Annotated in this window: 15 protein-coding genes; 13 read left to right on the forward strand and 2 right to left on the reverse strand. The window is 39.5% G+C overall.

Annotation, left to right across the window (positions count from 1 at the left end):
• Positions 1-8 precede the first annotated feature (8 nt).
• Entirely contained in the window at positions 9-2,276 is a 2,268-nt protein-coding gene (locus GXP67_RS31005; RefSeq protein ID WP_197901789.1) for a TraG family conjugative transposon ATPase, read from the reverse strand.
• A gap of 250 nt (positions 2,277-2,526) precedes the next feature.
• Here GXP67_RS31005 and GXP67_RS31010 point away from each other — a divergent pair, with 250 nt between their 5' ends.
• The 13 genes from GXP67_RS31010 (at position 2,527) to GXP67_RS31070 (ending at position 18,534) form a co-directional block, all read left to right on the forward strand.
• The gene (locus GXP67_RS31010) at positions 2,527-3,510 is read left to right on the forward strand and encodes a hypothetical protein (RefSeq protein WP_162446726.1); all 984 of its coding nucleotides are present in this window, start codon (positions 2,527-2,529) and stop codon (positions 3,508-3,510) included.
• Between the two features lie 162 nt (positions 3,511-3,672).
• Positions 3,673-4,551, forward strand: coding sequence for a hypothetical protein (locus tag GXP67_RS31015; protein ID WP_162446727.1), 879 nt, complete (start codon positions 3,673-3,675; stop codon positions 4,549-4,551).
• Between the two features lie 80 nt (positions 4,552-4,631).
• A complete protein-coding gene (mobC, locus tag GXP67_RS31020; protein ID WP_449421290.1) occupies positions 4,632-6,623 on the forward strand; it encodes a conjugal transfer protein MobC in 1,992 nt (663 codons plus the stop codon).
• A 4-nt stretch (positions 6,624-6,627) separates the two neighbouring features.
• The gene (locus tag GXP67_RS31025) at positions 6,628-6,831 is read left to right on the forward strand and encodes a helix-turn-helix domain-containing protein (protein WP_162446729.1); all 204 of its coding nucleotides are present in this window, start codon (positions 6,628-6,630) and stop codon (positions 6,829-6,831) included.
• Positions 6,832-7,049: 218 nt separating this feature from the next.
• Positions 7,050-8,210: a DUF4099 domain-containing protein gene (locus tag GXP67_RS31030; protein WP_162446730.1), complete on the forward strand. Its 1,161-nt coding sequence runs from the start codon at positions 7,050-7,052 to the stop codon at positions 8,208-8,210.
• 89 nt (positions 8,211-8,299) lie between these two features.
• Positions 8,300-8,803, forward strand: a complete 504-nt coding sequence (locus tag GXP67_RS31035) for a DUF4099 domain-containing protein (protein WP_162446731.1) — start codon at positions 8,300-8,302, stop codon at positions 8,801-8,803.
• 669 nt (positions 8,804-9,472) lie between these two features.
• Positions 9,473-12,616, forward strand: a complete 3,144-nt coding sequence (locus tag GXP67_RS31040) for a ligand-binding sensor domain-containing protein (RefSeq protein ID WP_162446732.1) — start codon at positions 9,473-9,475, stop codon at positions 12,614-12,616.
• A gap of 50 nt (positions 12,617-12,666) precedes the next feature.
• Positions 12,667-13,410, forward strand: a complete 744-nt coding sequence (locus GXP67_RS31045; RefSeq protein ID WP_162446733.1) for a LytR/AlgR family response regulator transcription factor — start codon at positions 12,667-12,669, stop codon at positions 13,408-13,410.
• Positions 13,411-13,595: 185 nt separating this feature from the next.
• Positions 13,596-14,349 (forward strand): IS5 family transposase gene (locus GXP67_RS31050; protein ID WP_394351948.1). Its coding sequence is split into 2 segments (ribosomal slippage): positions 13,596-13,909 and positions 13,908-14,349, totalling 756 coding nucleotides; the frame shifts between segments, so codons are not numbered across the junction.
• A 349-nt stretch (positions 14,350-14,698) separates the two neighbouring features.
• The gene (locus GXP67_RS31055) at positions 14,699-15,256 is read left to right on the forward strand and encodes a hypothetical protein (RefSeq protein ID WP_162446734.1); all 558 of its coding nucleotides are present in this window, start codon (positions 14,699-14,701) and stop codon (positions 15,254-15,256) included.
• A gap of 87 nt (positions 15,257-15,343) precedes the next feature.
• On the forward strand, positions 15,344-15,991 hold the full coding sequence (locus tag GXP67_RS31060) for a vanadium-dependent haloperoxidase (protein WP_162446735.1): 648 nt from the start codon (positions 15,344-15,346) through the stop codon (positions 15,989-15,991).
• Positions 15,992-16,105: 114 nt separating this feature from the next.
• A complete protein-coding gene (locus tag GXP67_RS31065) occupies positions 16,106-17,263 on the forward strand; it encodes a hypothetical protein (RefSeq protein WP_162446736.1) in 1,158 nt (385 codons plus the stop codon).
• 152 nt (positions 17,264-17,415) lie between these two features.
• Positions 17,416-18,534 (forward strand): hypothetical protein, encoded by a 1,119-nt coding sequence (locus GXP67_RS31070; RefSeq protein WP_162446737.1) that lies wholly within the window; start codon positions 17,416-17,418, stop codon positions 18,532-18,534.
• Between the two features lie 361 nt (positions 18,535-18,895).
• Here the strand turns inward: GXP67_RS31070 and GXP67_RS31075 are convergent, their stop codons facing one another.
• Positions 18,896-20,695: a TrkH family potassium uptake protein gene (locus GXP67_RS31075; protein ID WP_162443361.1), complete on the reverse strand. Its 1,800-nt coding sequence runs from the start codon at positions 20,693-20,695 to the stop codon at positions 18,896-18,898.
• Positions 20,696-20,776 lie beyond the last annotated feature (81 nt).

Raw genomic sequence — 20,776 nt, forward strand, 5'->3', positions numbered from 1 at the left:
GGTTTGTATTAAAATATGCCTTCCCTGATTTCCTGGCCGGATTCTTTAATGGCTACCTCTATAGAGCCATATTTTTCTTTTTTCCCAAACAATTTGATTTTTTCCTTCTGCTCCGTTGAATATGTGATGTACTCTTCTGCTGATACCTCTACTGCATAGACTTTTGAAAGCTGGCCACCCAGGCTGATGAAAACTTCTTTGTATCTGCGATCTTTTTTTAAATCCTTGTTAATGGATAGCACTTGTGATTTTTCCTTTTCAGTAAGCCCAAGCAAGGTCTGGATCTGATCGAACCGGTTCATGAACTTGCGCTGGTCAAGCAGAATTTTGCAGTCAGAGTTGTTGATAATGGCATCTTTTACAACCTGGTTGCCAATGATGTCATCTATTTCCTGTGTAACTACAATAGCCTCCCCGAAAAATTTCCTAACCGTTTTAAAGAGGTATTTTATAAATTCAGCAGTGCCTTCTTTGGCTATGGCCTTCCAGGCCTCTTCAATCAAAATCATTTTCCGAATACCATTAAGCTTCCGCATCTTGGAGATAAAGGTTTCCATAATAATGAGTGTTACCACCGGAAAAAGAATCGGGTGATCTTTAATGTTGTCTAATTCAAATACAATAAAAGTTTCATGCAGAAGGTCCAGATTTTTATTGGAGTTGAGCAGAAAGTCGAATTCACCTCCTTTGTAGTACCTTTTGAGTATGTATAGGAAATTATGAACGTCAAAATGCCGCTCTTTAAAATGCTCATTTTGCTCAAGCAATTGGCGGAATGGCCCGTCAAAAAAATCATAGAAGGTATCAAAGCAGGGAAACACAGCCGCATTCTCCCGGAGCATGTTATAATACAGACTAACCGCATCGGAAACTGTAGAATATTCAGCCTGACTTACCTTCTCACCTTCCCGTTTCCATAATGCCATCAGCAACGTTTTTACGCTTTCTTTTTTCTCTACATCTATCTCACGGCTTTCTACAAAGAAAGGATTAAAGCTGATCGGCTGCTTTTCATCATAGGTAAAATACACACCCTTTACCAAATCGCATAGGCCTTTGTAGCTATGGCCTACATCTACGAGAAGAATGTGGGTGCCCTGGTCATGATACTGGCGGACCATATGATTGGTGAAGAAAGATTTACCGCTTCCAGATGGACCAAGAATGAATTTATTGCGGTTAGTGATTACGCCAAGTTTCATTGGTTCGTCTGAAATATCCACATGAACAGGCCTTCCTGCAATACGGTCAATGAGTTTGATACCGAAAGGTGAGGGAGAATCCCGGTAATTTGTCTCAAGATTCAAAAAGCAACTGGCTTGCTCGGAAAAAGTAGTAAAAGTCTCCTCACAGGGGAAATCACCAGCATTTCCCGGAATACCACTCCAGAATAAAGTTCCAATATCAATGGTGGCTTCCCTGGGACGGCAATCCATTTGCACCACTGCTGAACCAGTCAGATTTCTGAGCTTCTTCAGCTCTTCCTTATCTTCACTCCAGACCAAAATATTAAAATGTGCCCGTACAGAAAGGTGTTGGCCGCTGATGGCATCATGGAGAAATTGCTCAGTGCGGACCATGTTTGTTTCGTTTTCACGGGAATATCTGGAAAGAGAGCGTAGATTGGCTTTTTTGCCTTCCAGCATTTTCATTCGTTTGTTATGGTCGTCAACAAAAATGTACTGGTTATACAAATGACTGCAGGGTAGGTTGAGCCCAACATGGGAGGCAAACCCTAAAGAAAACCGCGATCGGTCGGTGGATAATTTTTCATATTTTATCTCAGTCTCCACCTTTGTAGGCAGATCATCTACCTGTGCAATTGTAAACAGGCTACAATTCTTATTGCCGATCTTGAGACCATCTGTAAAATCTATGTCCTGCAAGGCCAGGCCGTCTAGTGATAAGGTTAGGTATTTTTCAATTAGCCCTGGCTTTTCTTCCGTGCCGGCTATTTGATCAATATGAACAGGCTTAAAAGTAAAAAAGCCTGAATCAGTGAGAATCTTGATGAATTGGCCAGATTTATCAAAAAAGTCAGCTATTACCTTTTCGTCCAGCATATCTTTGGGAACTATATGTTTTCTGGTAAGTGAAGAAAACATGCCAGTGTGCCTGGTGCGGTCTTCAGAGGTCTTGGTCAAATATAGGTAACAGGTATGGTGCAGGAAAGGACGTTCGTTGAAATTCCGTTCAAACGCCCTTGTTAACATAGTCATTTCATTAGCAAAAGAAGGCGTATACCGGTCATCTAAAAACCAGTCTTGCTTGTGGATGACTGTGTAATTGTGTAATTAGGTAAACACCTGATTGCTTTTACAAAATTGGAATGGAACAGTTTTCATTGTTGCACTATTTGTTTTAATTACAGTTCTGTTTTACTCAATAAATTATGAAAGTAGATTTTAAACCAAAAAAGATATAATTGCATAACGAGTAGATATAAAGTTAGTAACATTGATTATCGAAAATCGACATTCGACTGAATAAGTTATATAAGTTTAATTTTAATTGAATAAATGATATATGCTAGAAGGTAATATAATCTTGCCATATCCATTATTAATTAATACACATGCCATAGGATGCCAGTTTCCTGTAATTATTGGGGGCTATGGCGGTACCGTAGGTTTACCACGTATAGATAAAAGCATTGACTATGATAATGGTTTTCATGACTTTTTGTTGCCACCCTTAGACGATCAAATAAAAAAATTAGACAGTGATGAAGAAGAGAATTGGGGTCGTGTATGGGATTGGCCGGAAGGTAGGGTAGAGGTAAAAGCCTTTAAAATTTGGTTTCCACTAGTGAACATCACTAAAGGAAAAGAAATAGGTCAAACTATCACAGATGCTTTTGATAACTGGTTTGAATCATTTTTAGATTATTTACAGATCTTCTCTTTTGCAATAATTGGTGATCCAGGATCTGTTGAATCTAATCCATATTCTAGCGGAAAAAAGATTACTCTATTCTTTCGTAATGCAGACAATAAACTTACTATCGGCTATCTTAAAAAGGAACCTAGAAAAATAACAGTACACATCACTTCGGGTATAAGAAAAGAAGAATTGGCTTTGGCATTCGAAGCAAGTTCTTACTCAAAGAAAATACCATTAGAGTATTCCTTAATGCTGGACAGTATTAAAGCATTACTATTTGCACAAGACTACCGTAAAGCAGTATTGGATGCAGCTACAGCGCTTGAGGTAGCAATTACCGAACGCATTAAAAATGAACTGGATACTTACGCTAATCCAAATCCAAAATTTGTTTCCAGTATATTGAATAAGTATCAGACATTAGGAAATCGATTGCAATTGGCACAAATTCTAAATATTAGTCTTCCAACGGTTAACTATAAAGGAGAATCAATTAATTACGAGGTTGATATAGTTAGGCTTAGAAACCAAGCGGTACATTTTGGTGAAACACCTTCTGAATCAGAAGCCGACAAAGCAGTTAGAGTGGTTGAAGAAGCAGTGAGACAGCTTAATCCAATTACTTAGAATTCCCCTACCTTAAATACATAGTCCTACAGCATTTAGTTTGGGTATAATAGAGGTAACAATTATACAGCTTTCTCATACTTAAACCCTTCCCAGTCGAAAGCTCTTAAAACGAACAGGCATAGAATATAATTTCCACAGTGTAATCAGTAACCACAAGGAGTGAGTTTTATTGACAATAACTGCAAAGCAGTATTTAAGGGCAGTGAACTTGGAAAAGCTTTTAGTTGGAATAATCTAGCCAAACGTTTTGAGCCTGCTACTACATATAACAATAAAGCTAAAATCCATACAAAATCTGATTTACCTGGCCAGTTAATTGTGACCAGAGAAACAATGAAAGCAGTTTCATCTGCCGTGGCTACTGTTTATCATCAGCTCCGGAAAGATCCACTTCAGGGTGATTACTTTGAAAGTGCTTTTATCAGGAAATTGGATAAGATTGACCTGATCACTCCTTTACTTAATTATCCGGTGCCTTTGAGCGTGCAACAAGTTACAGGGGTTGCAGAAAGGTTTAAAGCCTTTAAAAAGGCTAAACTTCCTCAAATTGAAAAAAAGGAGAAAGCTTATTTTAATAAGCAAGTGGACATAGGATTGAAGTTTATTGAAAAGATGCAACAAAGTGAATTGAATGGAAAGCTGTCTTTCTTATTTCGATATAATTTAAGTGTTACTAAAAAGGGTGATCAACTATTTCTTACCCATACGAAAGGAAAACATCTCAGTTTACCTCTTGAGGCTGATAAGCGTAGACTGGTCATGGGAGAGGGTAATATAATTCCTTTAATTGATACAAGTAAGCTAATCCCATTCACAAAAAAAGAAAAGGATTTAATTGCCTTAATTGCCTCAGGGAAAGAAAATGTAGGAAATAAAAAATGCCAGCAAATTATAAAGGTTGAACCTGTCCAGATGGCTAAAGTCAATCATACAGCTACAACTTTATTTGATGCAGCAGATTCACATAATTATGGTGAGGGGGTGGACAGCCATCATGGGCTAAATAAAAAGAAAAAAAGAAGGCAAAGAATTTCATGATATTTTTATTAGTATTGCCAATATTCTTGAAATTTTAATGAAATGATTTAATGGAGGACCAGAGAGCCTATATCAAGCTGATGCATTTTACCAGAGCAATCAGCCTTGTAATCCTTTTTATTCATTTTTATGTGGCTTGCTACCTTTTTTTTGAGCAAGCAGGATTAGTGCATCCAATAATTTGGGAATTGCTTCTGCGGTTTCAAAAGAGTGGGCTGCTCGACAATGGTTACATTACCAAAATACTTTCCTTTGCTTTCCTTGCTGTTTCCTGTTTAGGAACCACTGGCAGCCAATCTGAAGACATTACCTGGAGAAAAACTTTCCCTTGTCTTCTTTTGGGCCCATTTATTTTTTTCGGCTCAGGCATTCTCTTCTTGCTACCAATATCAATACTGTTAAAAGTTGTTTTATACATTGTATTTACCACACTTGGGTACTTACTACTTTTAAAAGGAGGGAGTTATATCAGCCGTATTTTGAAAGATAATTTGCTGCAGGATATATTTAACGAGAAAAATCAGTCTTTCCCCCAGGAGGAGCGTTACCTGGAAAATAAGTACTCAGTAAATATTCCTACCCTGTACTCAATACGGGGCCGAAAGCGAAAAGGCTGGATAAATATAGTAAACCCTTTCAGAGGTGGGATGGTACTGGGTACACCAGGGTCTGGTAAATCATTTGTCTTTGTAAATGCTTATATCAGGCAACTGATCAGCAAAGGCTTTTCCATGTATATTTATGATTACAAATTTGATGACCTCTCTCTGATAGCCTATAATACATTGCTATTAAACCAGCATAAATATATAGTCAGGCCTGAGTTCTATGTGATCAATTTTGATAATCCCAAAAAAAGCCATCGGTGTAATCCACTTTTACCCTCAATGATGAGCGATATTTCAGATGCCTATGAGAGTGCTTCCACCATTATGTTGAATCTGAACCGGAGCTGGATCGCAAAACAAGGTGACTTTTTTGTCGAATCGCCTATCAACTTCGTAACCTCTGTCATCTGGTTTTTGAAATTATACCAGGATGGAAAATATTGCACCTTCCCGCATGTAATTGAATTCTTAAGTGCCAAATACGAGGAAATCTTCCCAATTTTAGGTGCTTATAAGGAAATTGAGGTTTATGTAAAGCCTTTCATTGCAGCTTACGAAGCAGGAGCTTCTGAGCAACTGGAGGGGCAAATTGCTTCTGCCAGGATCGGGCTGGCTCGCTTGGCTTCCCCACAACTCTACTGGGTAATGTCAGGCAATGACTTTACCCTTGATATAAACAATCCCCAAAAACCTAAGATTCTCTGCGTAGGTAATAATCCTGAAAGGCAAAGTATTTATGGGGCAGCTTTAGGGCTTTATAATGCGCGATTAGTAAAACTGATCAATAGAAAAGGAAAAATCCCGTCTGCCATTGTGATTGATGAATTATCCACTATCTTTTTTAAGGGCTTAGATAATTTGATAGCAACCGCCAGAAGCAATAAAGTGGCCACCTTGCTTGGGTTCCAGGATTTTAGCCAACTGGAAAGGGATTATGGCAAAAGCGAAGCCACGGTGATTGAAAACGTGATCGGCAATATATTTATTGGGCAAGTAGTAGGCGATACTGGCCGAAAACTATCAGAGCGTTTTGGAAAGATCAACCAAAAGAAACAATCCCTCACTACTTCTTACAACGGGACTTCAGTAAGCCTTTCAACTTCGCTGAATTACCGTATACCCCCTTCTGTAATGGCAGAACTGAGCCAGGGTACATTCGTAGGGGCCGTAGCTGATGAGCGGGAGCAGGAAATAAAATTAAAAGTGTTTCATGCCCAGATGGTGGTTGCTGAAAAAGAGATCAGGGAAGAAATGGCAAATTATGTATCTATTCCTGAGTTCAGGAAGGATTTCTTTACCCATCCTGATAGCGGCGCAGATATAAGTAATGATATCATTCATGATAATTATTTGAATATCAAAAAAGATATAAAAAATATCATTAAAGAGGAACTTGAGCGCATCTCTCAAGACCCGGATTTAAAGCGCTTGATAAGGGAAAAAACACAAAATCAAAATATATAAAATTATGAAAGAACAATTAGGCGAAAGGCTGACAGAGCTCAGGGAAGATCTCTCCAAAAGAACAGGCGAAAAATGGCCTATGGGTAAGGTGGCGCAGGCGACAGGTATCACACAAAATATGATTGAACGCATTGAAGGGGCAAGGGTGGTACGATGGAAACTTACCTGGCTTTGTTTAATTTTTATTACAGTAAAGGCTATAACCTAAACTGGCTGATTATAGAAAATAACCAGGTTTTTTCAAAATACAGGGTTTCGGAAGATAAAAATTCTATTGAGATAGAACGGTTGCTCATTAAGATTGAAAACTTTAAAAAAGAAATGGACCAATCCGTAGATATGATGATTATGGACATGCTAGTGAACTCTTAGGCAAATATCTGTTCTATATTGTATTCCTTATAAATTTTACCAAATTTCATCCCGATGGAGAACTCAAATCAAAGAATGGAGCCAAATAAAAAGCCTGCCCTAGCAAAGAAAAACACCTTAAGTGAATATATAGATTTGATCCCTGAAAAACGGCCGGAAGAAGCTGTAACTCCACAAGGTCATTTAGATCATCCAGGGTCAACAACGCCAGAGAAAGGAAAGAAAAAAAAGGAAGATCAACCCGTTGAAGTGCTGCCAAACCGCAGTTGGGTGACTAATTTTTACCATAATTATATAAAAGCCATTGAGAGGGCTGATTTAGATCCCCGGCAGCTACAAAAGCAAATGAATAAAGATAGTGCTGAGAGTAGTATAAAGATCCGACCTAAAGAGGTAGTATCCCCCTTTAAAAGCATATTACTTGTGCCCCCTGTCAAACATGAGCGGGAAAAGTTGCTAACGGCTGTAGCAGATTTTCCGGTAATAAGGGCTTTTAAGGAAATCCTGGAAGAAAAAAAGTTTACAACTTCCATAACACAACAACAAGGTATCCAACCAAGCGCACATCGCCTATACACAAACCTATCAGAGCCAATATCTAACCGAGGTAAATTTGCTTTTACTTTGCAGGATGTACCTGTAAAGGAATTTGAAAAATTAGGTATCAGTCAGGAGTATCTGCTAAAAGATGGTATGTTGGATAAATTATTAAAAGGAGAGAAAACTAAGCCGGTCGAAAACCTGAGCATCACAAGTAATGATGGTAAAATAAAATACTATGCAGCATCTTTTCATTTGGATAAAAATCCTGATGGCTCTGTTGGGTTAAAACTTCATTACCTTCCCGCACAATTGAAAAATGAAATTAGCCCTGGTATAAACTTCAAAATACCTCAAACTGTAAAAGGAGTGAATCTCTCCATGCAGGAGCAGAAAGACTTAAAAGAAGGAAAAGAAATCAGGCTTTTGGGACTAAAATCAATAAGCGGAACTTACTATGATGCAACTCTGAGGGTAGACTTAATAGAAAATAAGCTGAAATTTTCAAATCCTACCCCTTCCCATGTAAAAACAAATAAGCAGGTAGAAAATAATGTAGCAAATGAAAAAGATGTTGTTGCAAAGAGGCAGGGAAATTATGTAGATTTACCAAGCAGGCAAACGGGGGAAAGTAAGGAAAAACAGGCCCAAAAATCAAAAGGGATGCGGTTATAAGTTAGTGTCGTAGATAGGGTTAATTATTTATACAAGGCTGTTTCCTGGTATTGCCCACACTTGTTTGTTGCCCTGCATTACAGGAAGTTATGAAAATAAACCTTGAAGAAATTCCTTTCAAACAGATAGAAAAGTTAGGCATTAATCGTCAGATTTTAGAACAAACTGGTAACCTTGATAAGCTGTTAAACGGAGAAAGAACAGGGGTGATTCCTGATTTAAAAACCACCCTGGATGGTGTGGAAAAGACCTTTGCTGCCCACCTGAAACTGGAAAGAAACAAGGAAGGGAAATTGCAGTTTAAAATAGAAGCACCCCGGATTGAAGATGCTATTAAAATAGCCCGGCAAGCGGATATAACCCGTGAGAAAATACCATTTTCTCAGATAGAAAAATTTGGCATCAGTAAAGAAAGCCTACAACAAAGCGGTGACCTGGAAAAACTTTTGAAAGGGGAGAAAACCGGTATCATCCATAATATAACATTTATAATTAGCGGACAGGAAAAAAAGGCTTCTGCCAGATTGTACCTCATTGTTGCCCCTGACCACTCACTTAAGTTCCAAATGGATTTTATCAAACCTGGAAAGTAAAAGGAGACACACATTCCTTGAAAATAGTAGCTTTAAAACAATTTCATGCTTGTTGTTTTGTTCAAAGACAATCATATAACCTCATCTGTTATTTCATTTTATTACTCATTCCAAATATAATTTTGATGTCATTGCATGATGACTAATAATATAAACTGGTCAATAAATACTTGCCTTTCTTGTAACTCCATTAATATTTAATCAGTATGCCCTCCCTGCAAAATCAGCCATAATGGCAGCAGTTACAAATACTGGTTAAATTAATCAAAGTAACGATAGCTAATTTTCATGAGTTTTTGTTACCATGCTTGTAGGGTATTCTACCAACCCTTTTTTGACTTTTTATGCTAGGCTACCCACTTTATTAAAGCTCAGACTATACCAGGCAACTGATCCTTTTAGAGAAAGTACTTATTCCTTATTGCATTCTAATCTTAGTATGCAAATGTAGAAAATTGGATTGAAAGCTAATTTTACCTTCAAATCTGCAAAAGGCACATTCATTTCTACAAATTGCTCATTGGCGTTAGCTAGGACCTAACTGAAAGAATAACTTTAACCTGGTGAGGGATGGTCCTAAGAAGTATCTTGTTGTGATAAACTTGCCTCAAGCACTTCCCTTTAACTCTAAAATATTCTACATTACTATTGGTTTTCAACCCTTTGGTTATGGCTCAGTTTACGCAAACAAAGATAGGATGCACCTGGCTAGTAAACTCGCTTTTCCTGCTTATAGGGCTTTCCCACTTTACACAAGCACAAACAACTAAGTCCCGTTTGTATCTAAATCAAAGCATGAGCTTTGTCAATTATTCCCTCGAGCAAGGTTTATCCAACAAGCGCATTACCGCTATTCACCAGGACCGGGAAGGATTTATCTGGGTGGGGACTATGGATGGATTAAACCGGTTCGATGGGCATACTTTTACTGTTTTCCGAGCTGATTCTATAGGGATTTCATATGCGGCTATCACTTATATTCATGAAGGTCCTGCCGGTATGCTCTGGCTTTCTACCCTAAACAGGGGCTTGCTCCGTTTCGACAAAAGAAGTGGAATATTTACCAGCTACCGTCTTCCTTCCCCTCATGAAAATGAACGAAATACCTGCCTGAGTGTCTTTGAAGACAAACAAGGCAAGTTGTGGATTTCATCACGTGGCGGCTTAAACAAATTCGACCCAAAGACAAGCCGTTTTACCCTCTATCCTAACCCTGCTCCTGGAGAGTTTATGTATGCTCTACACCAAGATCAGGCAGGTATAATTTGGTGTGCAACTGATAAAGGGCTTTTCCAGTTTGATCCCTCTTCATCAACCTTTACTCTATTTCCGTTAGGGGTTGAGCAGGAACATAAAGCACTCAGCATACATGCCCTTTACTCTGACCGGGCGGGCAACTTATGGATCGGCACCGAAGGTAGCGGCCTCTTCCACTTAAATCCTCTCTCCGGGCAGATAACCAGCTATCCTTATCAAAAAAACGGCCTAACAGGATTCTTAATTAGAAAAGAGGCCATTATGGAAGATGCCTCAGGCAAAATCTGGGTGGGTACAGATGCAGGTTTACATCGACTTGACCCTGCTACCGGTCAATTTACTGCCTATAGGGCAAATAGTGGAATTTTTACAGGTTTAAAAAGCAATGCTATCTGGTCATTGTACTTAGATCAATTAGGGCTCATCTGGGTAGGTACTACAGAAGGCCTCCATAGTCTTATGACTCCTTCTAAACCGTTTCATACCTATCAGTTCAGACTTGATCCCAGTTTCAGCCATCGAAATGAAAATGCAATTGGATTCTTAGCAGAAGGACCTACAGGCAATCTCTGGCTCAATAATGATTCATTGGGTGGACTCTACAGATATGATTGGGCAAACAGAAAACTGGCTTACTATTCTGCCAATCCTTCGGATTCGCATAGTTTATGGGACAAATATGTACCTGCCGTGTACGAAGACCACAAGGGTGTATTGTGGGTGCTTTCCGGGAATTATCTCCACAAACGCAATCCTTTCTCCGGAAAATTTATCCGCTATCCTACTCCCTTCTATGCTTATCTGCTGGCTGAAGATCATGCAGGCAATATCTGGGTAGGTGGCGTAGGGCTGGCCCGCTTTGATCAACAAAGCAAGCAATTCTTTAGTTACCACCACATTCCGGCTGATAGCCATTCTTTGCCAAAGAATCGTCTTTCTAGTTTGTTTATTGGCCGGTCAGGAACCATCTGGATGGGGGTTCATGTGGTAGGATTAAGTAAATTGGAACCTAAGACAGGCCGATTTACTCACTATCGTCCCGATTTTAACCATACATCCGGTCATCTCAATGACCGTAATGTAATTGACCTCTATGAAGATGACGCAGGATTATTATGGATTGCTACAGGCTTTGGAGGTTTAAACAGGCTAAACCCTAACACAGGCATTTTTACTTCTTATACTACCCGGAATGGCTTACCTAGTAATACTGTTAAGGGTATTCTTGGAGATGATACTGGTTACTTGTGGCTTTCGACTGATCATGGCATTAGCCGCTTTGATCCTACTACACAATCTTTTAGAAACTATGACCATAAGGATGGCTTGCAGGAGGGTGAATTTCATAATGGGGTCAAGGCTAAAAGAGGAAATGGTGAATTGTTGTTTGGTGGACCTAATGGCTTCAATGTATTTGATCCGGATAGTATCCGAGACAATCCGCTCATCCCCCCGGTATATATCACTGCATTCAAGGTCTTAGAAAAAGCCAGGCTCTTAGAAAAGAATTCGATAGAACTCACCTATAAAGAAAATTTTCTATCCTTTGATTTTGTTGCTCTTAACTATATCCAACCTGAAAAAAATAAGTATGCTTATCAATTAATAGGTGTAGACAAAGACTGGGTTTACTCAGCTAACCGCCGCTTTGTGAGTTATACTGATTTAGATCCGGGTAGCTATACTTTCCGGGTGAAAGCCTCTAACAATGATGGAGTGTGGAACCAGAAAGGAACTTCTATGCAATTTGTAATTCTTCCACCCTTCTATCGTACCTGGTGGTTTATTACGATTTCTATCCTTACTGGCATAGGGTTACTGTATGGCGCTTTCAGGTACCGTATTCATCAGATCAGAACCCAGGAAAGAGATAAAACTGAGTTTAACAAAAGGGTATTTCAGCTGGAAATGCAGGCACTCGAATTAGAAATGCAGGCGCTAAGGGCGCAGATGAATCCGCATTTTATCTTTAACTGCCTCAATTCTATCAACCGCTTTATATTGAAAAATCAGCCCAAAGTTGCTTCAGACTATCTCTCTAAATTCTCCCGCCTGATCCGGCTCATCCTGCAAAATTCCAATACGCCTACTGTGACCCTGGAAAGCGAACTTGATGCGCTCACGCTGTATCTGGAGATGGAAATGGTGCGTTTTGAGGGCAAATTCACCTTCTCCATTGTTTGTGGAAAAGGACTAGAAGTAGACTTCATAGAAATCCCTCCGCTGATTATTCAACCCTATGTAGAGAATGCCATCTGGCATGGACTAATGCATAAAGAAGGGGCAGGTCATATTACAATCAAAATTGAGCAGCAAGCGGAAAATATTGTCTGCATAATTGAAGATGACGGCATTGGCAGGAATCGAGCCGCCGAATTAAAAAGCAAATCTGCCACCAAAAGCAAGTCTTTGGGTATGCAGATTACCGCCCACCGCCTGGAATTGCTCCATACTTTATATGGGAAACAAACCAGGGTAGAAGTAGTAGATCTAATAGAGGCTTGCGGGCAGGCTTGTGGCACAAGAGTTATATTGAGTCTGCCTATTGGGGAATAAACCTTCTTTATAGGGAACCATATGAAATATGTACCTTGACTTCTCTTAACATGATTAAAGCTATTCTTATCGATGATGAAACACATTGCCGGGAAACACTTTCCATTCAACTAGAGGAATACTGCCCGCAAGTGAAGCTACTAGCCCAGTGTAGTTCAGCTAGAGAAGGCTTGCAAGCCATTGCCCATCATCAGCCCGATGTAATATTTTTAGATGTGGAGATGCCGCTGATGAATGGCTTTGAAATGCTTGGGCAACTGCCCTCTATTGATTTTGAACTTATTTTTACTACCGGTTACGATGCCTATGCCATCAAAGCCATCCGATTCAGTGCCCTGGATTACCTATTAAAACCCATTGACAAAGACGAACTCATCAAGGCTGTAGGTAAAGTTAGCAGCAGGTACCCTAGCCAGCTAAGCCAACAGTTAGACATCCTGTTGGAAAAACTAAGCAGTAAACCTGTGGCTTTACAGAAAATTGCCCTGCCTACTCTGGAAGGTTATGAACTCTTGCCCATTGTAACCATTATACGTTGCGAATCTGATAGTAATTATACCTATGTGTATCACAAAAATGGGAAAAAGATCATTGTATCCCGCAGCCTGAAAGAGATTGAGGAACTGCTTGAAGGGCACGGCTTCCTACGCATCCACCATTCGCACCTGATCAACCTCAATGAGATCATCCGGTATGTGAGAGGTGAGGGAGGTTATGTCGTGATGAGTGACAACAGTTCAGTAAATGTGTCAAGGAGCCGCAAGGAAATTCTACTGAAAGTATTGGGAGGTTAAATTTAGCATAGAGGTCATTTGCTTTTAACCCAGCTCATTTTATATCTGCCTACTAACAATACTAAGTATAGGATGAATACACACGCTATAATGCTCCCACAAGCAGCAAGAACAACTGGTGAATAGCTTTCTACTGGTCGTGTTGACATATAGGTGAGAAGTGAAGAACTTAGCTATAAAAAACGATGCGAAGATATGAGTTGCGAGAAGATCAATGGCTGAAGATTGCCCCTTTGCTACCCGGCAAAGCAACTGATCCGGGACGAAGTGGAGAAGACAACCGCCAATTTGTGCAGGCTGTGCTGTGGATAGCCCGTAGCGGAGCTCCTTGGCGAGACTTGCCGGAACGATATGGCAAGTGGAATACAGTATTTCAACGCTTTAACCGGTGGAGTAAAAAAGGAATCTGGCAACAAGTATTTGGGGCCTTACAAGAGCCTGACTTGGATTGGATACTACTTGATAGCACCATTATACGTGCTCATCAGCATGCAGCCGGTCAAAAAAAAGTATAGACAAACTGATGAAGCCTTAGGCCGAAGCCGAGGTGGCTACAGCAGTAAAATACATGTCACAGTAGATGCCTTGGGAAATCCCAGGCGCGTAATGCTCTCAGCCGGACAAGTCCATGATTTGCAAATGGCTGCCTGTTTACTCGAAGGTGAGTGCACAGGAGCTGTAGTAGCCGATAAAGCCTATGATAGTGATGTGTTGATTGCTTTTATTGAACAGGCAGGAGCTCAGGTAGTGATTCCACCAAAAGCTAACCGGCTAGAGAAACGAGCATATGATGAGAATTTGTATGCCGATAGAAATAAAGTAGAGCGGTTTTTTAATCGCCTGAAACATTATCGCAGGCTAGCTACCCGCTATGAGAAAACAGCCCGCAACTTTCTTTCCTTCTGGCAACTTGCTTGCGCTGTGATGCTAACACTATAATGATTGTCAACACAACCTAGTAAATAGCTACCCTAATCTTTAGATCAATTGATTACAAACGAACATGCATGCCCTACAATTCTATAAGATCGCAAGTGCAGGGTTTACCTTTATCCAACTTCCGAGCCTGACAATGGCAACCTAGGTAACTGCAAACTATCCATTCATTTTATCCAACTACACAGTAAACTCTACAGGTTACGCATTGGCAGTGGTGATCCTACAAAGAGTATAATAATTTAGACTCATACTTTTTAATCCTTTCTAATACAATTCACCTCTACCAAAAGTATTGTATGTTATGAGAACACCTGCCATTTTTTTAAGGTCTAAGAGAAGTCTTATGTTTATGCTTTTTCTTTTCATCTTTCTTTCCAGTTGTGATCAATTAGATGGGTGGTGGCCAAAAGACACCCCAACACAGGAGCCAGCCGATGTAGTACATGACTGGTATAAATTGTTAGCAAAAGTTCAATTTGGGGCAAATCCACAGCCGGTTGTACTACTCAACAATAGAAACTTTGGCTACATAGGTGTTGGATTGTATGAAGCAGTCCGTCCTGGTATTAAGGGAGCACTGAGTTTATCTACCCAGCTCTATCAGATGCCAGCTATGCCTACACCAGAAAAACACAAAAAATATTTTTGGGGCGCCTCTGCCAATGCGGCGATGGCTAGTATGGCTAAGCAATTTTTAGCAGGCCTAACAGATGCCGATATAGCCAGGATAGATTCGATGGAAAATGCGTATAAGAGCAAAATCAAAGCAAACACATCTGAGGCAGTCATTGCCCGTTCGCAAGCCTTTGGACAATCTATTGCCGATGCGATTTACAACTGGTCGACTACTGATAATTTTAACCTTTCCAGTGTAGGCTATAAAATTCCTGTATTTGCTGGCTCCTAGGAGCCTACGCATCCTGCTTTTGCTGCTCCTGTAGGCCCATTCTTAAAGCACTCAAGGCCGTTTTTGGTTTCAAGCCTGACGTTAAATGTGCGTTCCTTACCATATTTTCATTCTGAAGACCCCGAATCTAACTTCTATAAAGCAGCTAAACATGTATATGAGGTTGGCAAATCACTCACAGATGAACAAAAAGCTATTGCCAACTGGTGGGCTGATGCCGGTGGAATAGGTGTAGGCATTCCTGCTCCTTATCATCTCATTTCTCTTATAACAATCGTATTGGAAAGCAAAAAACTAAACCTAGGAGAGGCTGCGGAGATGTATGCCAGAACCGGAATTGCATTGAAGGATGGTCCTATTGTTACATTCAAGGGGAAATATCAATACAACTTAATCAGGCCAGTTACTTATATCAATAAGCACATTGATGCAAACTGGAAATCGTATCTGCCTACCCCTCCTTACCCGGAATATCCTTCCGGACTTGTAAGTGTTTTTGGTCCGGTGATGCAGGTATTGAAACGAGAATATGGTGACATTCCGGTCACCGACAATGCCTATGACTGGAGAGGCGATGCCCCCAGAGAGTATTCCTCCATTACTAAAATGATAGAAGAGGCGGCAAAATCAAGAGTTTATGCGGGCATTCACTATCAGTTTACCCAGGACATTTCTATTAGTTTAGGAAATCAACTGGGAGATAACATTTCTAAGATCAATTTGAATACACCCTGATACCTCTTGGTTGTATAAAATAGATATCAGATGTATATTCTTAGGTATCCATAAAAATTTCATCAGGATGCATTAGTTTTTTTAATTAATTAAAAAGTACCTAACCTGCTTTATATGAAAGCTGTAAGAAGAAACATCAAAATTATATTAATGCTACTCATCTGTATGCTTCTAATACGATGTGATGCAATCAATAGAGCAATCACTACAGGAGACAATGCTATAGAAGCAGTAACCAGAAATGCAGAGTTACTCACCAATCAGTCGGATAAGTGGAGAGAAAGCTTAGAAAAAACGGTTGCAGATTTAAAACAATATGGTCATACTACACTAGCTAATGAAGTACAAAATGTGGTTGATCGATCCGTAATGGGGGTTGGTATTCAGTTTCGATGTAATGTTGATTTTTTGGCGCAACGAACAAAAATACTTTTAGACAATGTCATAAATGCATTACGGAATAAACAAGATTTTATTAGTACCTCTCCCTCTCTTTGCAATTCTTCTCCTCCCTCTCTTAACTTATATTTGGAGGCTTACCGAAGAACTGATATTATTTTTGATGGATATGACTTAGGAAATAAAACTAATGACGGGAAAGGACTTTCTTTGAAAATAGTAAACAATGATGAAAATGAGATTGACCAGAGTGACGCTTTATCAGTAGTTACTTTCTATCAGGCTGTAATTAATGCAGGTGGTAATGGATTAAGATTAGATGATAACAGTAAGTATCTTCGATTATATTGGGGTGATCAGCAACTTTCTCAAATTCCTATCATTAAGCCTAAAATAGAAAATAGAGACATTACTGTACATGTACCCACAATAAAGTATATTCCACCTCATACGCGTGGTGATAAAGAATATGATGGAAATATTGTAATTAACGCTAAAGCTTATCTTGAATTATTAAATAATAATACTCAATTAGCTCTTCGGTTATATATGCAAGCGGTTGAACCAGAGCCCGATAATACAACTGCAGAGGGAACATCTCCAGTGAGTGGAGAGTATATTTTATATACTTGTGAACCGGGATCAACTATCCAGAACATCATGGGTGCAGCTTCAGATGAAATTCAACATACACCCAAAGAAGGCAATCATTCTGAAATTCATTTGCAGCAAAACTTGAATATTACTTCAAACAATGGTTTTGTTAAAGAATGGATTTTTATTGGTGACACTAGCGGAGATGAAGCGGGATTTAGAACTTCTGTAAAGACCATTTGCAACGATGTAGTGATTAGGGTAAAAACTGTACAATAACTACTATCTAGCTCATAGTTCTTCACCTTTGCAAAAGGGAGAGTGCAAATTGCCTAATTGTCATTCCTAATAGAGGGCAATTAAGTAGTTATGATCAGCATATAGAAGATTTAAACCATGATAATTTTTATTTACAACATAAAAACAAACACATGCAAACAACATTCTTTGTTACTTCATGCCATTACTATTTTAGGACTGTATCTCACATAATTGTGTTCACCTTTAAATATTATAAACAGCGCTTTGCTTTTATAACAATGTTTCTACTCTTGGCTATGCTGTGTAATACAATTGAGTCGCAAGGTCAGATAGTATTTCACCCAATCACCCGAGGTCTAGTTTATGACTTGAAAGTTTCTCGCGTTGATCAGAGTCCTTTAGTGGAATTCTCTCCAGTTGTAGTGCGATTCAAGCTGACCATTTCTATAGGGGGCAACACTGGTCCTTTTCCTACACCCATGCCTGTAAGGATCTGTTCTAAAGTTTCCAACGATCAAACTACTTGCTATACGATTGATGCTCCAATTCTTAATCGTGAATACTCTGGTACAGTAACAGCAATGACGTCTTTTGCAGGACAGAGTTCACCAATCCGGCTTGTCGTATTGGGTAAGCCTGAAAAGGGTGAAGATTATGGTGGAATACGCTTGGCTGAGGGTGAAGTTATGGCTCCTGTCGCGGCTCGATATGATATTGCTATCACTGGGTTCGAAGTAGTCACGTCACGCTCTAACCAAACAGATACTCAATGGTTCCTCCTGCAGGGTATGGTAAACTCTGATCCACCTCACCCGTCAGCCGATCCCGAAGCAGGTGATTTAGCTGGTTTCCACTGGGTTCAGCCCCCGCGTCTTTACGGTGATGCGGGTGATGGTAAACATGTTGTTAATGATATTAGAGTGGGTTCTTATGATCTAGTGCCTGAACGTGAGAAAGACCTACGCTTCCTGTTTTATGTTGATAATATTGGAAATCGCAAAGCAGCAGAAATCGCTGCCGGTATCGGGAACGGTTTTTCAAAAGTTGGATTGGTAATTCTTAGTGCCTATAGTGCATCCCAAGGTAGTACCGGTGGTCAGTCTTTTGCTACACAACTTGATAATGTAATGGAGCAAATGCATAGTGCAGCCACGGCCAGCTGCGATGGGCAACTTGCTAAAGGTATTAGAATAATAACAAACACTACCTTGGTTAACCGTCCAGATCTTACTTTGGAAGCACTGACGCATACAAATGGTACCTATTCGGAAACTGAGCTTCCCTCGTAAAAGTGGAGCATGAAAAGAGAATAGATTTGATAGTTATAGTTTTAAGTCACCCGAAAGGGGAGTATATTTTAACTAATCCTTTTCATTTAACTCTGATTACCAATTCAGGTGTAGCCTGTCAGTTCTCAACTTATACTAAATCGTTGTTGGTTGTTTATTATTAATTATTGGTATCATGTTGGCAACCAATTGATTACCCTTATTTAACTACAACATACTTATTTTAATTTAGTATTGATTTTATTAAGGGAAGATCAATATTGTTATGCTCATAAAAGTTAACATTACCTTTGGTAGAAAGCACTCCTATAGAGTTATAAATATAACTCAACACTGCTTATAGCTACCTGCTATTTTCTATCTATCCTACCATGACGTGCGCATTGGGATAGCGATATGCATTACTGATTACCTGTCTGCTGATGGCAAGAGCTAGGGTAAGCGTTCCTATCCGGCCCAAAAACATTGAGATCATCAGCACTACTTTTCCTACAGTTGACAACTGCGGCGTAATCCCGGTAGTTAATCCAACGGTAGCAAAGGCAGATACCTGTTCGAAGAATACATTTAAAATGGCAAGATCTGGCTCACTGACAGATAGAACAAAGGTTGCTATTAAGTTGTAAGCAGCCGCAAAGGTAATCACGGTATAAGCTCTAAAAAGCAAAGGAGTAGGGATGGTTCTTTTTCCGAAAGTTATTACTCTCTTGCCGCGGATAGAAGAAATCACCGAAACAGCGATGACAAAAAAAGTAGTTGTTTTGATGCCTCCTCCTGTGGAACCCGGAGAAGCCCCTACAAACATGAGAAACATGAGCATAATAAGGGTGGGATCTGAGAGGCGGGTAATATCAACTGTATTGAAGCCTGTCGTGCGGGTAGCCGATTGAAAGAAGGAAGCGATAATAGCCTCTACCCCATTCAAAGGCGCTAAGGCATTATTTCTTTCTAAAAAATAGAACCCTGCCGTACCAAAAATAATGAATACTATAGTAGTATATACAGCTATTTTCGTATTCAGTTTCCAATCTTTCCATGGTTTTTCAAGCCGCTCTCTGAGTGAAGTGATCGAAAACAGATCCATCAATGATGAAAAACCTAAGCTGCCTAAAATCATCAGAAGGGCAATGACCAGATGTAAAATATAGGCTTTCTGCACAGGTAATTCATACAGCCCATTGGTGTATAAACTAAAGCCTGCACTACAAAAAGCTGAAACCGAATGAAAGATAGAAAAAAATACTTTTTGAGTAAGGCTATCAAAATGTACAGAATCTCCCCAACAGAAAAAGAGGACAATACTACCTACAGTCTCAATGAGCAAGGTGAGAAAGATGATTTGCCTGAGCAATCCCTGGGCAGAAAGCAAGGACTCAGTACTGAGCAAGTCCTGCATATTAGACTGATGCTTGATCCCTACGGTTTGCCTCAAAAAAATAGTAACAAAGGTAGCAAAAGTGACCATGCCAATACCGCCTATCTGAATCAGGCATAGAATCACCAGATGTCCTTTAAAAGTAAGATAAGTAGCCTGATCTACCACCATAAGACCGGTGACACAGGTAGCACTAGTAGCTGTGAACAAGGCCTCTAGAAAAGGCATGGATTGAGCGGTGTTAGTCATAGCAGGCAACATTAAAAAGCCTGTGCCCAGGCTGATAACCAAAAGAAAACTGCTAATGAAAGTCACCGTAGGTTTAAGCCTGGTAGTGCTGATGCGGATATTTACAGCGGAAATTTCTATGCCTACCAGTAAGACAATGCAGAGACTTGAGGTTAGCTGGTAAAAAGCTAAGTAGTTGTTAAATCCAAAGACTTGAGCTAAACTAAATAGAATCGATTCATTGAAAAAGAAAGGGGCAAATCCATTTATCAGTAAGAGTAATAATAAGACAGTCTTTGGCAGAGTGTATAGTAGAAAAGCCTTTCTCTGGAAGGCATACAAGAGCCTGATTAAATAAATAATAATAAATAAAATCACTACTCCATTTAGTAGAGTGTAAATTCTTGAAATGGCTTCAAGGGTTAAGTGAAACCCATATTGATAAATGAGTAAACTGATAGCAAATAAAGAATTCAGGTAGGTCAACAGGTTTAACAGGTATTCTACCTTGTTCCTACTGTTGTACAAAGACCTATTGAGTTGTTCGACTGTCAACATGTATTAAAAAATCAACTGTATGCTTAAGTTTTGTAAATTAAAATGATTTTTTTAAAAGTATATGGTAATTTTCTTCTATTC

It is taken from the genome of Rhodocytophaga rosea (assembly GCF_010119975.1).
Classification (GTDB): Bacteria; Bacteroidota; Bacteroidia; order Cytophagales; family 172606-1; genus Rhodocytophaga; species Rhodocytophaga rosea.

What these genes read in the sequence shown, in the direction of transcription:
- GXP67_RS31010 (WP_162446726.1), top strand. Translation starts at nt 2,527, where the DNA reads ATGCTAGAAGGTAATATAATCTTGCCATATCCATTATTAATTAATACA.
- mobC (WP_449421290.1), top strand. Translation starts at nt 4,632, where the DNA reads ATGCATTTTACCAGAGCAATCAGCCTTGTAATCCTTTTTATTCATTTT.
- GXP67_RS31025 (WP_162446729.1), top strand. Translation starts at nt 6,628, where the DNA reads ATGAAAGAACAATTAGGCGAAAGGCTGACAGAGCTCAGGGAAGATCTC.
- GXP67_RS31030 (WP_162446730.1), top strand. Translation starts at nt 7,050, where the DNA reads ATGGAGAACTCAAATCAAAGAATGGAGCCAAATAAAAAGCCTGCCCTA.
- GXP67_RS31035 (WP_162446731.1), top strand. Translation starts at nt 8,300, where the DNA reads ATGAAAATAAACCTTGAAGAAATTCCTTTCAAACAGATAGAAAAGTTA.
- GXP67_RS31040 (WP_162446732.1), top strand. Translation starts at nt 9,473, where the DNA reads ATGGCTCAGTTTACGCAAACAAAGATAGGATGCACCTGGCTAGTAAAC.
- GXP67_RS31045 (WP_162446733.1), top strand. Translation starts at nt 12,667, where the DNA reads ATGATTAAAGCTATTCTTATCGATGATGAAACACATTGCCGGGAAACA.
- GXP67_RS31055 (WP_162446734.1), top strand. Translation starts at nt 14,699, where the DNA reads ATGCTTTTTCTTTTCATCTTTCTTTCCAGTTGTGATCAATTAGATGGG.
- GXP67_RS31065 (WP_162446736.1), top strand. Translation starts at nt 16,106, where the DNA reads ATGAAAGCTGTAAGAAGAAACATCAAAATTATATTAATGCTACTCATC.
- GXP67_RS31070 (WP_162446737.1), top strand. Translation starts at nt 17,416, where the DNA reads ATGCAAACAACATTCTTTGTTACTTCATGCCATTACTATTTTAGGACT.
- GXP67_RS31075 (WP_162443361.1), bottom strand. Translation starts at nt 20,695, where the DNA reads ATGTTGACAGTCGAACAACTCAATAGGTCTTTGTACAACAGTAGGAAC.